General features: G+C 45.2%; 13 protein-coding genes. 4 read left to right on the top strand and 9 right to left on the bottom strand.

Features of this window, described 5'->3' with window-relative positions:
• Positions 1-128 precede the first annotated feature (128 nt).
• From BLV54_RS09185 to BLV54_RS09155, 8 genes are all read right to left on the bottom strand, one after another.
• Positions 129-776: a DUF2959 domain-containing protein gene (locus BLV54_RS09185; protein WP_090570947.1), complete on the bottom strand. Its 648-nt coding sequence runs from the start codon at positions 774-776 to the stop codon at positions 129-131.
• A 37-nt stretch (positions 777-813) separates the two neighbouring features.
• Positions 814-1,785: a hypothetical protein gene (locus tag BLV54_RS16860; protein ID WP_143032466.1), complete on the bottom strand. Its 972-nt coding sequence runs from the start codon at positions 1,783-1,785 to the stop codon at positions 814-816.
• 12 nt (positions 1,786-1,797) lie between these two features.
• Positions 1,798-2,799 carry a diacylglycerol/lipid kinase family protein gene (locus BLV54_RS16855; RefSeq protein ID WP_143032465.1) on the bottom strand — a complete coding sequence of 334 codons (1,002 nt, stop codon included), beginning with the start codon at positions 2,797-2,799 and terminating at the stop codon, positions 1,798-1,800.
• Positions 2,774-3,997: a CDP-alcohol phosphatidyltransferase family protein gene (locus BLV54_RS09175; RefSeq protein ID WP_090570989.1), complete on the bottom strand. Its 1,224-nt coding sequence runs from the start codon at positions 3,995-3,997 to the stop codon at positions 2,774-2,776. The genes BLV54_RS16855 and BLV54_RS09175 overlap by 26 nt, the downstream gene beginning before the upstream one ends.
• Positions 3,998-4,030: 33 nt before the next feature.
• Positions 4,031-5,107, bottom strand: a complete 1,077-nt coding sequence (lptG, locus tag BLV54_RS09170; RefSeq protein WP_090570944.1) for an LPS export ABC transporter permease LptG — start codon at positions 5,105-5,107, stop codon at positions 4,031-4,033.
• Entirely contained in the window at positions 5,104-6,180 is a 1,077-nt protein-coding gene (lptF, locus tag BLV54_RS09165) for an LPS export ABC transporter permease LptF (protein ID WP_090570942.1), read from the bottom strand. Before lptF ends, lptG begins: the two co-directional genes overlap by 4 nt.
• Positions 6,181-6,638: 458 nt before the next feature.
• The gene (locus BLV54_RS09160; protein ID WP_371113284.1) at positions 6,639-7,853 is read right to left on the bottom strand and encodes an N-acetyltransferase; all 1,215 of its coding nucleotides are present in this window, start codon (positions 7,851-7,853) and stop codon (positions 6,639-6,641) included.
• Between the two features lie 138 nt (positions 7,854-7,991).
• A complete protein-coding gene (locus BLV54_RS09155) occupies positions 7,992-8,456 on the bottom strand; it encodes a hypothetical protein (RefSeq protein WP_090570939.1) in 465 nt (154 codons plus the stop codon).
• A 406-nt stretch (positions 8,457-8,862) separates the two neighbouring features.
• On the opposite strand from BLV54_RS09155, the gene BLV54_RS09150 reads away from it, so the two are divergent.
• The 4 genes from BLV54_RS09150 (at position 8,863) to folE2 (ending at position 12,938) form a co-directional block, all read left to right on the top strand.
• Positions 8,863-9,129 (top strand): exodeoxyribonuclease VII small subunit, encoded by a 267-nt coding sequence (locus BLV54_RS09150; RefSeq protein ID WP_090570936.1) that lies wholly within the window; start codon positions 8,863-8,865, stop codon positions 9,127-9,129.
• Positions 9,119-10,012, top strand: coding sequence for a polyprenyl synthetase family protein (locus BLV54_RS09145; RefSeq protein ID WP_090570933.1), 894 nt, complete (start codon positions 9,119-9,121; stop codon positions 10,010-10,012). Before BLV54_RS09150 ends, BLV54_RS09145 begins: the two co-directional genes overlap by 11 nt.
• A gap of 48 nt (positions 10,013-10,060) precedes the next feature.
• Complete coding sequence (gene dxs, locus BLV54_RS09140; RefSeq protein WP_090570929.1) at positions 10,061-11,905, top strand: 1-deoxy-D-xylulose-5-phosphate synthase; 1,845 nt, start codon at positions 10,061-10,063, stop codon at positions 11,903-11,905.
• 217 nt (positions 11,906-12,122) lie between these two features.
• Positions 12,123-12,938: a GTP cyclohydrolase FolE2 gene (gene folE2, locus BLV54_RS09135; protein ID WP_090570926.1), complete on the top strand. Its 816-nt coding sequence runs from the start codon at positions 12,123-12,125 to the stop codon at positions 12,936-12,938.
• Positions 12,939-12,960: 22 nt separating this feature from the next.
• Here folE2 and murJ read toward each other — a convergent pair whose 3' ends face one another.
• Entirely contained in the window at positions 12,961-14,499 is a 1,539-nt protein-coding gene (gene murJ / locus BLV54_RS09130; RefSeq protein ID WP_090570921.1) for a murein biosynthesis integral membrane protein MurJ, read from the bottom strand.
• Between the last annotated feature and the right edge of the window lie 460 nt (positions 14,500-14,959).

Raw genomic sequence — 14,959 nt, 5'->3', positions numbered from 1 at the left:
ATCTAGCTAGAATTAGACCTTCAAAATGACGCAACATAATACTTCAAAAATGATGCCGATAACGGTAAGCCTTACGATGTTTTCCTGTATTTCTTAATAGTTGAGCAATTTAGCTTTAAACTAACAAATCACTTCTTCTCCATTGTCTTGATAAACGCATTGGCTTCGTTAATGGATTTTTCCATTGAGGTGATGAGTGAGGACACATCAGACTGGAGTGTGCCCAATTCACCCTTCAGCGAGGCGATCGCTTGTGCGTTCAGGTTGTGCTTGAGGTACATGACTTGATCCTTGAATACTGTTAACACAGGCTGAAGTTTGCTTTCGGCATTTTTCATGGTGGTGATGAGTTGCTGGTAGTGTGCTTGAGTTGCCAATAGTTTCTGCTGGCTGCTGCGTTTGAGTGATGCATTGGAATATTGAGTGATTTCCCGTTCCCATTCGTCAAATAGCGCTTGAGAAACATCTTCGATGGCAGTAATGCGATCGCTGACTTCGTTTGCCTTGGCGACGCTGGCTTCATATTCGCTGTTCAATTTCTTGTAGACTGCTTCCAGGTCACCGCCTTTGAAGTTGGTCACGGTGGTAAACTGCTCCAGCGCTGATTTGAACTGCTCTTTGGTTTCTTCCTGGGTGTCGCGCGCTTTTTCCACCCGATGCACCAGCACATCACGCTTGGGAATACCGATTTTTTCCAGCCCACTGTAATAGAGGGTGGAGCAGGCGGCGAGGGTGAATAGCAACAGGCAAGTGAAGAGGCGAGATAAGTGAGTCATGAAGTTCTCTCCTGAAAGGAATCAATCAATAAAAAAATCAGCGCAGCACTCCCCGCCGCAGCAATTGCCACATGACCTTGAATCCCCAAAGGATCGGGTGGCGTCGCAGCATGGGTGTAATTTCAACCCGGACACCGCTATGACGTTCGATTTTCCAGGCGGCGTAATTGAGGTAGTCGTGAAATGTCAGCGTAGCTTTACTCAAGCGCAGGATGGAGAGAATTCGGCCCTGCCAGCGTCTTAACCGCCAGTGCAGGCGGGCGCGCCGGTTATCCGCTGGCGTGGCATGGCAGTTATAATGCCCATCGGCTTGTCCAGTCAGCAGGCCATTCAAAGCGGGCAAGGCAGCAGCCGTCAGACGAGCATAATTATCCAGATTGAGCTGGACCAGGTGGCGTGCACGTGTTTCCCGCTCAGCACGTAATTCTGCAGCGTAGGTCAGCATTAGACCCTGTGTCCAGATTTCTTCAGCTTTTATTGCGCGTGCCTCAAGCGCTAACAGGTCGGATTTCAGAAATTTTACTACTGCTTGCGCCATAGCCATATTGACGCGCTGACGGATAGCGTCATCACGCACATAAAGTAAACGTGCCGGTTGAGCAAAGCGCGCCCACAGATAGGGATGAAACCAGAATTGATTACCGTATTCGAAGTCGGCGGTTGAAATGACTGCATACTTGGCCCGGAAAGTTTTCTCCTGCTGGGTGACTTCCACATAAAACACATTGGGGGGCAGCCAGGCATTTAAATGAGCCAGGTAGCGCTCCGGGTAAGCGCTGTGGTAGTCATTGACCAGGGCGTAAAAATCGGCGATGCCCTCACTCAGATTACTGGTGTGCAGACAGGAGCCATACAGGATGACTGCATCCAGTGAGGCAGCAAAATGCTGTTTGATAGCCTCAATCAGATACCCAAAATCCGGCGATACTGCTTGGGCATTCTGTGAAGCGATAATTTCTACCAGCGGTGCGGGTGCTTGTTCAGTGAGAGATAACTTGTTTTTTTTCATCGTTAACCCTGGTTACAGTACGAGAAAAGTGATGGGGCCGCTGACTGAGATATGCAGAGGTCCATATTGGCGCGAGGCATGAAACAGCTCCCCATCCACGATATATTCATCATCCAGCAATAATTCCAACATCTTGGTATTGTAACTAACATAGCCATGTTCTTTCTTGAGGCTGTGGCCACGACCCGCAATCAGCGGCCAAATTGAGCACCAGAATTTTTTGCTGTGCTGTCGGACAAAGGTCACATGTAGGGGTGCAGGTTCATGTCCCCAATAAGGGCGAATGCCCATTAATAGTTGTTCCAGCGCACTGACCAGTACGAATAAGTAGTTTTCCTCGTGCCTTTCGCCTCTTTCGTTTACAGTCGCAATTTGCACCGGTGCCCATTCGGGATGCGGTCTGCCCAGAAAGGTGCCTAATAAAGATCGTAATACGATGAGTGTCGTAAAAATATCGCCAGTGATACCTATTTGTTTGATTGGGCTGCGGGAGAATTTAACCCCCCGTGCAATCAATCCCAGCCCGAAAAACATACCGTAGACTTTCTCTCGTCCTGTTTGCTCGATGCATAGCACCGGCCGTTCAACAAGAAGAGGGGCTGGATGTGGAGCGGATTGCTGCAAATAATGCTTTAAGCGACGCAGGATATGATCCGGTTTGCCGCGGATGCCCAGATCCAGCGCAGTCATATTGGTGGTTCCACCTGGAATAATGGTCAGAACCGGCCATTGCTCAGAAGGTAACCAGGCAAACAGACGATTGAGTATTCCCTGCAAGGTCCCATCTCCTCCCAGGATGATCAACCAGTCAATCTTTGCCTGGATGAGCGCTTTCACTGAAGTGTCGAAATCAGAGGCATTGCTGACTTCCCATTGGTGGATGTCAGGCATTCCAGCCAGTATCTGTTTGATCACGTGATGGCGTTTGCGTGCCTTTCCGCCTAACGGATTGAGAATCAACCCAATACGGGCTGTTCCTGTTTCCAGGCTATGAATTCGCGACGGCGCTACCATTTTTCTCTGCGAGCGGAACGCGGGTGAATGCTCTGACGGCCAGTTGCTGTCTGTCGCGTACTGGGTCGATTGCTTCCATCCATGATGTTAATGATCCCTCCTGGCGTCGGATTTGCCAGGCAACGAGCACTCGCCAGGCCAGAAAAAGCGTCGATAAACCATGCCAGCCAACAACCAGTAAGAACCCGATATCTGGTCGGTCAGCCAGCCAACTGACAGTCATTAGAATTAAATTGGGATTGCGTCGTGCGGTAATGAGGCGATTGAACGAATCGATCCGTTGCCAGATAAACATTACAAAGGGCGCAAGCCAGAATTCAAATAATCCTTCGCAGATACGCCCGCCGATGTAACCCGCAAACATCAGCCAGACCAATAATTCCAGATTCGCCAGAGGGACTGCGGTTGTCGTCAAGCCGATACCCCAGGCAAGGTACCATAACGGTGGGTGAATGATATCCAAGCCATGATCCAGCACATCGCCCAGCCGGCTTGAACTAAGCGTAACACGTGCCAGTTTACCATCCACGGTATCCAGGAAAGTCATGAGCCACCCCATGATCAGGCCGCTTGCGTAGTAACCATACCAGAAAGCAACCCCTGCAAAAACTGCTAATAGCAAGCTGAACAGCGTCACCTGATTAGGCGTTATTTTCCAGCGCACACAGAGGTGGGTTGCCCAAAATGCAGGTATTGGCCATAGCCACTTGGTGACCAGATCAGTCACACCTTTATAAGAGCCTGCAAACAATTCCCATTCAAGTGCTTTGCGATTGGTCGTGCTGATCGGCAGGATATAAGGGGGCTCTTTTTTCTTCAGGTTTTGCTGGATACCTAGCTGCAAATCTTTCAGAGTGTATTGCTTGATACTGGAGAGTGCTGGCGTATATGCGCTGCGTAAAGCTTCAATCAGGGTGGGGACGTTTTTTCCTACGGTGCGGATGGCAACAGCGCTGCTGCTTTGGTTACATAGTACGATGTCTTCTTGCAAATTGATTAAAGCAGAAATCACTCTGGCATCATACAGATGATCAGCGCGCAGCAGCAGCGCAGGCGCATCGTCTGGAATATCTGCAGGGTTATCAGTCAAATGGGTTTGTTTGAGGGATGCCGCTGTACGTTGCAGCCGTTCGCGCCCACTCAGTCCCCAGAGGCTGATTTCGCTTTCACCATGGATATAAATATAAATTGTTGACATGAACTAGGATTGAAATGTAAGTGAGATAAAAAATTAATGAATTCGCCGCAACCACAGAATGGTCAGAGTAATAAGGGTTAGGCTGGGAAGGAAAGATGTCAATACCAGATTCAAATGCAGTAACAAGCCAGCGTTAGCAATGATTTGATCGAGCAGATAAACACCCACTCCGATGATAGTAGCCAGAGTCAGTTTGCCTCCCAACCCCTCACGGACCGAACCGAAAATAAAAGGAATGCCAAGCAATATCATGGCAATGATCATGAGTGCGCTACTTATTTTGCGCCATATAGCCATGAGATAGGCATCGGCTTTCTGACCGGTTGTTTGCAGAAATTCCGCATGTCGTATTAACTCCACCGGGGAAAGACTTTCGGGGGGCTTGGTCAATGTGGCAATATCTTCTGCTTTAAGAAAGGATTGCCACTCTACGGTGCTGGCAGTAGTTAGCGCAATGTTTTTCTCTTTGTTTTTCTCTGTGAATGTTCTGACAGTCACATCGTTTAATCTCCATAATTCATCATTGAGGATATCCGCAAACTTTGCGTACGTGTGCGTAGCAAGCAAGCCCTGTTCATTAAAATGCATAATTTCGACATCAATTGCTATGTTTCCAGGCAGGATTTCACCGATGCGTAAAATATTATGCTCATCGCGTGTCCAGATCCCAAGCCCCTTTCCAAGTTCAGCCGTTTTCTCCAGCGCAGTGGCTCGGAGTGCAATGGCTTTTTGTTGAAGCTGCGGAGCGATGAACTGTTCCATCACAGCGATGATCAGAATTAATACCACCCCAATGCCAACAGGCACTATGCTAAGCTGAGCGGGTGACAGTCCTGCGACACGTAAGGTCACTAATTCCAGATTAATAGCTAATTTACCTAGCGCACCAACTGTACCGAGCAGAGCGATAAAGGGCGCAATCTGAATAAACCGGCGTGGCATCAGCATGGCAACGTACAGAAAAGCATCTCTCGTCTGATAGGTGCCTCTGCCGACATCATCGAGTTGATCCAATAAATCGAAGAAACTAAATAACGGTAATAACACTAAGGTAGCGATGGTCATAGCCATCACTATCTGTTTGGCGATATAACGGGAGGCAGTTTTCATTGTCTTCTAAACAGTTTTTGTCTTGAGCCAGGTAGAAGTAGTCCGGCGATAATAAAAAGCAGCAGATATAACCACCATATACCCGGCATAGCACCGACTACTCCTTGTTCTACCCACGTTTGAGCCAGGCCGCTGAGATTATAGTAAATAGCAAACACGATGGCAGCAATCAGAAAGGTTTTGTCGCTTTTGTTTTGACGAGGAGAAAGGCGTGTGAATGAGACAGCGATCAAAGCCAGCAAAATGGTTGCAATTGGACGAGAAAGCCGCCATTGAAGCTCTGCAATATCTTGAGTTCTTTCAGATTCCCACAGCATACGTGTTGGCGCAGCTTTGCGCCGATGCCACTTTGATTGCTCGTTTTCAATGAAATAGGTCATTTTTTCATATTGAATTACACTGTCTTCATCTTTTGGGTAGGCAAGACGATAAATATAGCCATCAAACAATTCGGTATGTGGTCGCTGCTCCAATGATATTTGTTGTTGTTGAAAGGCTTTTTTTGCTACGACAATCTCACTGATACCCTCTTTCTTGACAAAGTGAAATACTTCTTCCATACGTGTGCCAGAATTATCCTTCGCTTGTACAAAAATCACGCGGCCGCTTTTTTCACTGCCATAAAAACGTCCTGCCTGGAAACGGTTGGCATTCAGTTCGACTTCAGCTTGCGCATCGAGGATGTAGGTTTCAGCATAAGCCCAGGGTCGTGCATAAAGTGAGAGCACACCACTGATAATTCCAACAGGAATCGCGATCATTAATACTGTAAAGAGAATATGATAATCGCTGAATCCGACAGAACGCAGTATGTTCATCTCTTGATCCCTGTTCATTCTACTCAATCCATAAATGACAGAAACATAGAATGAGATAGGAATCAGCACTTCCAGAGCAATGATCGCTTTTAACATCACCAGTTGAAGCATGGCGACCATGCCGAGTGTTTCAGTGACTGCACTAGCCAGTAATCGGGCGATACTGAAGCTAACGAAAAGCCCCACAAGAATGCTAAGTACGGTAAAAAAAGGGAAGAGCAACTCCCGTGTGATGTATTTCTCGATGATTTTCATTAAATCAGATTATTTTTATTCGAAAATAAGTATTGATCTGGCTAGAATGAAGGGTCGCATAACCCAGCAATTCAACCATGGCAGTTATTTAGCTATTTTCTAAATGAATTCTACCAGCAACCAGTCGTCAACTCTGTCAGCATCAATTCCTGCTCCTGGAAAGAGTAGTGTAATCGTCTGAACACAAACGCCATTTCAGAAGTTGTGAATAAATCTACTGCGCACCCAAATCGCTGTGTTGGGCGGTACTCGATCTTCGCCTATCTATTTGATATGTCTCGTATCTCCGTTCCGTTCGCCTCGCGTTTTAGGCGCTCGCTACGATTTTTTAGCGAAACTTCGTTTTCACAACCTCTCAGCTGAAATAATTGGCAGTGTCAAATAGCCGGGCAGATAGCTCGGTACTGCCTTTCAGCCAAGAGTCTCGCAATTAAATGCTAGGCATTTATGTTGATCAACTAGAGTGTTTTTTCATAAAGTCGGTATCGCTTATACTCTTTGCAGCCAATACTTTCGAGTATACTGCGCATAGCCTTGTTATCTTCAAGTATCCAGGACAGTTCGACTTCTTTGACTCCTCTGGCAAGCCCAGCTTGCCTCGGCGCATTGATCACCATGAAAGCCAGCGCCATGCCAAGGGGAGTATTATGAAATTGCTTGCGCACACCCATTAGCGGAATACGGGCAGTTCGAACTGTGTTGGATTTTAGCTGCTTAATTAAACGAAGCCAGCCTGTCGGAAACAAATTGCCATTGAGTTGGGCAAAAATTTCATTAAGGTTGGGGAGGGCAGCCATGAACGCTACAGGAACATCTTCTACTTCCGCAATCTGGATATACTCACTTGGGACTAGCCAGCGCAGATTGCTGCCCAGCTCAGCAAATTCCGGTTGGGTAAAAGGAACAAATCCCCAATTTTCTGACCAGGCATCATTAAAGATATCGCGCAGTATTTCCATTTCTTCGGAAAATTTATTACGGCGTAGAGTTCTCAGCTTGATTTGCTTTGAAAATTTCTGAATAACCGTCCGCATGATTCTCGGTGGTTCAAAATCAACTGCAATTCTATAAGCGAGGAGATCCTTGGCAGGCTGGTAGCCGCACTGTTCCAGCAATGGACCATACCATTTGGGTGAATGCGGCATCATGACAACCGGTGGTGTATCAAAGCCCTCTACTAAAATACCGCTCTCCTGATTGATGGAGAGATTAAAAGGTCCACTTACATGACGTGTGCCCTGTTCAGTAAGCCATATTTCAGCGGTATGCATAAGCTTAGCAAAGACCTCGCTATCGTTAATGCATTCCAGCGAACCAAAATGACCTGTGTCTGCGCCATAACGTTGTCTGTGGAGCGTGTCCACTTGTGCACTGATTCTACCGACAGCCTCTTTGCCTTTGTAAGCAATCCAGGCTTGCCACTTTGCATGCTCTAAAAAAGGGTTAAATCTGGAAAAATGCAAGCGTCGTTCTAGGCGAAGTGGGGGCACCCACAGGGGATCATTTGCGTATATCCGCCAGGGAATGTCGATAAATGTGCTCATCTCACGATAGGATGTGACGGGATGCACATAAATAGGGTTATTTTTCTGCTGATCTATTTGTTCACTCATGATATAAAGCGGATCAGCAGGCTCATACAATATTGCAAGAACAATGAGAGCGTATGGCAATTTTTCATAATGTCGGGTGATGTTTGAATGGAAAAAACAAAACCGGAGCAAGTATCGGCAAGCTTGCCATTAAAGCTTGTCTGTTTTCAATGGCCTCCCTAGTTCAGGTACCAAGGTTTACAGAAAACTTTTTTGCCTTTACCGTTTGAATTGATCGGTATAGGCCAACAGATCGGTTACGAGCTGATGGAAGACTTGCTTTGAATCTTGCTCTGCTTCAGATAACGGCGTTGTACCAGCTTGCTTTTCATCAATCACACCATTCATACGACAAAAATCGTAGAATTTATTCCAGGCGATGTTGTAATCACGCAACTGATCTTGAGGAATAAAACCCTTCAGACTATCAAAAGCATCTCGCATGACAGGTAATCTTGTTCTTAAATGAGCTGAGAGATCTTCTGGCCAGTGCGTGGGAACAGGATATAAGCCAACAAGTTCTGTTCTGAAAGTAGTGTCATAATAATCTACGGTATCTGCTCGTCTCCGGCGATTAATAATTTCGACACCAATGGCAATAACGATGATTACGCCAAGTAATGCAAATGGCCACATTGGTACCGCAGTGAAATACTTGGTAATTTGATCTAGATAATTATCCAAAATTTCCTCGACTTAAACGTAGTGGTTAAATTAGAAATTAAAAATATAAAAAACTAAATGCTTTGAAAACTAAGCGCTTTGCTTAATTAAGTGAAATTGTAACCGATATTGCCATAGGATAGCGCATGGATCAATATGATGTATCTCGACAATCGCTATTTGAATCAAAATATACAAGGATATAGTATAAGTATACAAAGAAAGCTGGGGGGGATGGTTTATCCAATAGGTTGATAGAATCTGATTGATCGGGTATTTATTAAATCTTTATCATAAGAGATCAAGGAAAGGTTAAAATAGGATTGACCGAGTTATAGTGATTACGATATTTTGTCTGTTTTTAAGCAAAATAAACCTTACAAACTGTGTTCTACTTTGCCTTTCTGGAAAAGTAAAAGAAGAAAGCATGAAAAATAAATCCAACGAAGTAGTTACGACAGCAATCTCATCACAGCCAGAAAGCTTTGAAGCAGCGTCGACTGAACTGGAGAGCATTGTTTCCGCAATGGAAGCAGGACAAATGACGTTGGAAGCTTCGCTTTCAGCTTATAAGCGCGGAGTAGAATTATTGCATTATTGTCAGACTACGTTACAAAATGCGCAACAACAAATACGTGTTCTTGAGGCGGACATGCTGAAAGATTTTTCTACATCGGGTGCCGATGAACGCTGATTTCCAGGGCTGGGTTAAAAGCCGTCAGTTACAAATAGAGTCTTACCTGCAAAATCATCTTCCTGCGGAAAATCATGCGCCGGAGCGCTTACATGAGGCGATGCGCTATGCGGTGCTTGGAGGGGGGAAGAGGATTCGCCCATTACTTTCTTTTGCTGCCGGAGAATTGAATGGAGCAGAAGAATCGCGTGTAATCGTTGTAGCTGCGGCAGTAGAACTGATTCATGTCTACTCGTTAGTTCACGATGATCTGCCCTGTATGGATGATGATACGCTACGGCGCGGTAAACCTACTTGTCATGTGAAATATGACGAACCAACTGCATTATTAGTAGGAGATAGCCTGCAAAGCCTGGCTTTTCAGTTAATGGCTGAATTCAGTTTGACAGACAATCCGAAAAAGCAGTTGGAAATGATCCAGAAACTTGCCCAAGCAGCTGGATCACGCGGAATGGCCGGTGGGCAGGCGATTGATCTTGAAAGTGTAGGCAAGATGCTGACTTTGCCGGAGCTTGAATTCATGCATATTCATAAAACGGGGGCGCTTATACGTGCAGCAGTGATGCTGGGAGCGTATTGTGGTAATAAATTGAGCGAAGAACAGTTGAATCATTTGGATCATTTTGCTAAATGTATTGGTCTTGCGTTTCAGGTAGTAGACGATGTGCTTGATGCCGAAGCAACGACTGCGGCATTAGGCAAAACTGCAGGCAAGGATGCCGAGCAAAACAAACCAACCTATGTCAGTATCTTGGGCGTGAGGCAGGCCCGTGAATTGGCTAAAGAGCTGCAGCATGATGCCTATCAGACACTTGAACATCTGGGAAAATCTACTGATCGATTGTTGCAGGTAACAGATTTCATTGTTCAGCGTGAGTTTTAATTCTGATTCTTTTCTTTTTAATCAGCTAAAATTTCTATTTAAGTTTGCATGTACCCACTACTTGATCGTATTAATACTCCCGCTGATTTAAGAAAGCTAGAGCGTAAACAGTTACCACAATTTGCTGATGAGCTACGTCAATTTCTGATTGAATCCGTAGCAAAAACTGGCGGGCACTTGTCGTCGAACCTCGGTACTGTTGAATTAACCATTGCGTTGCATTATATCTTCAATACGCCCTTTGACCGACTGGTATGGGACGTAGGCCATCAAACCTACGCCCATAAGATATTGACTGGTAGACGTGAAGGAATGGCTAAATTGCGCATGCATGGGGGCATTGCCGGATTCCCGCGGCGGGATGAGAGTGTCTATGATGCTTTTGGTACGGCTCATTCGAGCACATCTATCAGCGCTGCTTTAGGGATGGCAGTGGCCGCACAATTAGGAGACATAAATCGGCGTGCCATTGCTGTGATTGGTGACGGTGCGATGAGTGCTGGCATGGCGTTTGAAGCGCTGAATAATGCTGGCGTAATGGATACAAATTTGCTGGTGATATTGAACGATAATGATATGTCTATTTCCCCTCCGGTTGGGGCGCTCAATAATTATCTAGCCAAGCTGATGTCGGGTAGATTTTATGCAACTGCTCGTCGTGCAGGTGAGAAAGTGTTGGGCGTAGTGCCACCTGTTCTGGAGCTGGCTAGGCGTGCCGAAGAGCATGTAAAAGGAATGATGACCCCTGGTACGTTATTTGAAGAGTTTGGTTTCAACTATATCGGTCCAATTGATGGACATGATCTGGATGTGCTGCTTACGACGCTGAGCAACATCAAACATCTGGATGGGCCCCAGTTCCTGCATGTTGTTACGCGCAAGGGTGCTGGCTACAAGCCAGCTGAAGAAGATCCGATTTTGTATCATGGTGTTGGGAAATTTGATACAGTCCAGGGCATTGTCTCCAAATCTGGTGGTAACCCGACGTATACACAAATTTTTGGCGATTGGTTGTGCGACATGGCTGCCATGGATCCACGTTTGATTGGTGTCACGCCTGCTATGCGCGAAGGATCAGGTTTGGTCAGATTTTCCCAGGAATATCCAAATCGCTACTTCGATGTAGGAATTGCTGAGCAACATGCGGTGACTTTTGCTGCTGGCGCGGCATGTGAGGGGTTAAAACCGGTTGTCGCTATCTATTCAACATTTTTACAACGTGCTTACGATCAGTTGATTCACGATGTAGCTATTCAAAATTTACCGGTGGTTTTTGCTATTGATCGTGCAGGGCTGGTAGGGGCCGACGGGCCTACTCATGCGGGTAGCTTTGATTTGAGTTATTTACGTTGTATTCCAAATATGACGATCATGGCACCTGCTGATGAAAATGAATGTCGTCAAATGCTTTATACCGCTTACCAGATGAATACTCCTACAGCAGTGCGATATCCACGCGGTTCAGGAGCTGGGGTAGAGGTACAAAAGGAGATGCAAGCATTATCATTAGGTCGTGGAGAGATTCGCCGTAAAGGTAGCAAGATCGCTTTGCTTGCTTTTGGCAGCATGCTGACTCCTTGCCTGGAAGCAGCGGAGGAATTGGGTGCTACCGTTGCCAATATGCGGTTTGTCAAACCGCTGGATGAAGATTTGGTGGCAGAGTTAGCAGCGACCCATGAATTGCTGGTCACGATTGAAGAAAATACCATTATGGGTGGTGCTGGTAGTGCTGTGATGGAATCACTGGCAAGTAAAAAAATCGTCGTTAAGCTGCTTCAGCTAGGGTTACCGGATCTTTTTCTTGATCAGGGTGATCCTGCGCAAATGCTGATTGATTGCGGCTTAGACAAAATTGGCATCATTAGATCCATCCAAGCAAAATTATCCGAATAGCTGGTAAAGTATTTACAATGACTCTACCTGAGTTAATTAGTGATTTCTATTGATGTTTTTTAATAGATTCAATGCTTAGAACCAACTTTGTAAAGGAAGGTCTGATCAAAAAGCGCCTAGTCAGTCTTAGATAGTTCTTTCAGACCTGATACGTTATCATTCTTGAGGACTTTCAGTAGCGAAGCAGGTTGCCTCTATCTCTCCAGAAGGAATCACTATGAACAAACAAACCGATTTACCGATTGCTGATGTACAAAGTTCGTTGGATACCCGACGTATTGCAATTGACAGAGTGGGTATTAAAGCCATTCGTCATCCAGTCAAAGTAGCCGATAAAGATGGTGGGGTGCAGCATACTGTTGCAGTATTCAACATGTATGTCAACTTGCCCCATAATTTCAAGGGTACGCACATGTCTCGATTTGTCGAGATACTGAATAGTCACGAACGTGAGATTTCCGTTGAATCATTTGAGGATATCTTGCGTGCCATGGTAATAAGGCTGGAGTCCGATTCTGGACATATTGAGATGACTTTTCCTTACTTCGTTAACAAATCGGCACCCATCTCTGGTGTGCAAAGCTTGCTGGATTATGAAGTAACTTTTATTGGTGAAATCAAACAGAATCACTATGAATTCACTATGAAGGTGGTTGTTCCTGTGACCAGTCTTTGCCCATGTTCCAAGAAAATTTCAGATTATGGAGCACACAATCAGCGCTCTCATGTAACCGTCTCGGTACGTACCAATAATTTTGTCTGGATTGAAGATATTATTAAAATAGCTGAAGATAATGCTTCCTGTGAACTTTACGGTCTGCTAAAGCGGCCAGATGAAAAATATGTCACTGAAAAAGCCTATGACAATCCGAAATTTGTCGAGGATATTGTACGTGATGTAGCCGAAGTGCTGAATAGAGATGATCGCATTGATGCCTATGTAGTGGAATCAGAGAATTTCGAATCTATTCATAATCATTCTGCCTATGCGTTGATCGAGCGGGATAAGCGCAACGTGCTGCCTCATACCTAAACTTTATAATCAACTACCGATATTATTCTTCTCCTTGTCGAGCAAAATCACGCAGACGGAAACCTAGTGTCCATAAGGTAGCGAAATAGGCAGCAGCACCAAGGAAGATAACTAGGATCAAGCGTAGTGCGCGCTCCATTGCAGTATTTTGCAACCAGGATAGGTCACTGCCGGCCGCAAACCACAGAGTGCTGCTCATTACGATTAGTGCTGTTAAAATTTTCAGTAAGAACACTACCCAACCTGGTTGTGGCTGGTAAATATCATGATGGCGCAGCTTATAGTAGAGTAATCCTGCATTAAGGCAGGCACCTAGGCCGATAGCCAATGCCAGTCCAGCATGCTGCAAAGGAAAGATAAAAGCAAGATTCATTAATTGAGTCGCGATAAGTGTGATGACAGCAATTTTGACAGGAGTTTTGATATTTTGCCGTGCGTAAAAGCCGGGGGCCAACACTTTTACCAGAATTAGCCCAAGTAAGCCGATACTGTAGGCAATAAGCGCTTGACGAGTCATCCATACATCTTCAGCTGTAAAAGCGCCATAATAAAAGAGCGTGGCAATAAGCGGCGTAGCTAGCAATGCCAGTGCTACGGCTGCTGGTAGTGTCAACAAGAAGGTCAATCGTAAACCCCAGTCCAGCAGGTGCGAATATTTCTCGTTACTGTGATTCGCATAGTGGCGGGATAATGATGGCAGCAGGATGGTTCCCAGTGCGACGCCTAAGAGGCCTGCCGGAAATTCCATTAACCGATCAGCATAGTAAAGCCAGGAAACACTGCCTGTCACTAGCAATGAAGCAAAAATGGTGTTGATCAACATGCTGATCTGTCCTATAGATACTCCAAAAACTGCTGGCCCCATTAGTTTGAGTACACGCCATGCGCCCGTATCTTTTGATTTCAGATAAAAGCGGGGCATTCGTTTAAGATGTATCAGGAACGGAACTTGAAATGCAAGTTGCAATATGCCCCCGAGAAATACTGCCCAAGCAAGGGCAAGGACAGGGGGATCGAGCAGAGGTGCAAGCCAAAGTGCGCAACCGATAAATGATAAATTCAATAAAACTGGGGTAAATGCTGGCACTGAGAATTTACTATAGGTGTTAAGTATCCCTCCTGCGAGCGCGACAAAAGAAATAAATAAAATGTAGGGAAAAGTGATGCGCAATAATTCGATCGTCAACGCAAATTTTTCTTGATCAACCGAGAATCCTGGGGCACTGACATAAATGATGAGCGGTGCAGCCAACACTCCCATCAGCGTTACGATGAATAGTGCGATTCCCAATAATGTCGCAACATGATCAATCAGCTCGCGTGTTTCATCTTCTGTGCGGCAGTTTTTATATTCGGCAAGAATAGGAACAAATGCTTGTGAAAAAGCGCCTTCTGCAAATAATCGACGTAAGAGATTAGGAATACGAAATGCAACAAAGAAAGCATCGCTTGCCATCCCTGCACCAAAGATCCTGGCAACGAGTGCGTCACGCAAGAATCCTAGGATGCGTGAAACCAATGTCATGCTACTGACTGTAGCAAGTGCTCTAAGTAGATTCAATTGATTGTACAGTTACAGGATAAATAAATTGACCTTAGATAGCAGGATCAGCTTTCTTTGTAAATAAGATGATTCGATATCTGATTATCTGATTTAACGATTGGCTGCTAACAATTAGGCATGCGCGCTCTCGCATAGTCAAAAAATAAAGCGTTGTTGGTGTTTGTTGTTAAAATATTAGAAATTATGTCAATAATTAACTAAGGAGATGATAGAAGTGCTGAAAAAAATTGTCATTATTATTGCAGCTATTTTTGTCATTGGTTATATCTATTTAATGGTTAATTATTTTTAGCCTGCATGACTTTCTGATTACAGAACGCAGCCAGTCTGCCAGATCTGATGACAGAGTGACAGTTGCGTATTATAGCTGATCCCATATAAAATGATTTAAAGTGCATAAGCGGTAAAGAGCTGCTCGATGGAGCATCCTTCCTTTTTTCTGATTGTTTTGGCCTGG

Origin of the sequence: Nitrosomonas sp. Nm33, assembly GCF_900107265.1 — a bacterium.
Lineage (GTDB): Bacteria > Pseudomonadota > Gammaproteobacteria > Burkholderiales > Nitrosomonadaceae > Nitrosomonas.
Note: the sequence above shows the minus strand (reverse complement) of the source record. Positions and strands in the feature narration are given on the sequence as shown.

Excerpts from the sequence above, each read along its gene's own strand:
- BLV54_RS09185 (WP_090570947.1), bottom strand. The coding sequence starts at position 776 with ATGACTCACTTATCTCGCCTCTTCACTTGCCTGTTGCTATTCACCCTC.
- BLV54_RS16860 (WP_143032466.1), bottom strand. The coding sequence starts at position 1,785 with ATGAAAAAAAACAAGTTATCTCTCACTGAACAAGCACCCGCACCGCTG.
- BLV54_RS16855 (WP_143032465.1), bottom strand. The coding sequence starts at position 2,799 with ATGGTAGCGCCGTCGCGAATTCATAGCCTGGAAACAGGAACAGCCCGT.
- BLV54_RS09175 (WP_090570989.1), bottom strand. The coding sequence starts at position 3,997 with ATGTCAACAATTTATATTTATATCCATGGTGAAAGCGAAATCAGCCTC.
- lptG (WP_090570944.1), bottom strand. The coding sequence starts at position 5,107 with ATGAAAACTGCCTCCCGTTATATCGCCAAACAGATAGTGATGGCTATG.
- lptF (WP_090570942.1), bottom strand. The coding sequence starts at position 6,180 with ATGAAAATCATCGAGAAATACATCACACGGGAGTTGCTCTTCCCTTTT.
- BLV54_RS09150 (WP_090570936.1), top strand. The coding sequence starts at position 8,863 with ATGAAAAATAAATCCAACGAAGTAGTTACGACAGCAATCTCATCACAG.
- BLV54_RS09145 (WP_090570933.1), top strand. The coding sequence starts at position 9,119 with ATGAACGCTGATTTCCAGGGCTGGGTTAAAAGCCGTCAGTTACAAATA.
- dxs (WP_090570929.1), top strand. The coding sequence starts at position 10,061 with ATGTACCCACTACTTGATCGTATTAATACTCCCGCTGATTTAAGAAAG.
- folE2 (WP_090570926.1), top strand. The coding sequence starts at position 12,123 with ATGAACAAACAAACCGATTTACCGATTGCTGATGTACAAAGTTCGTTG.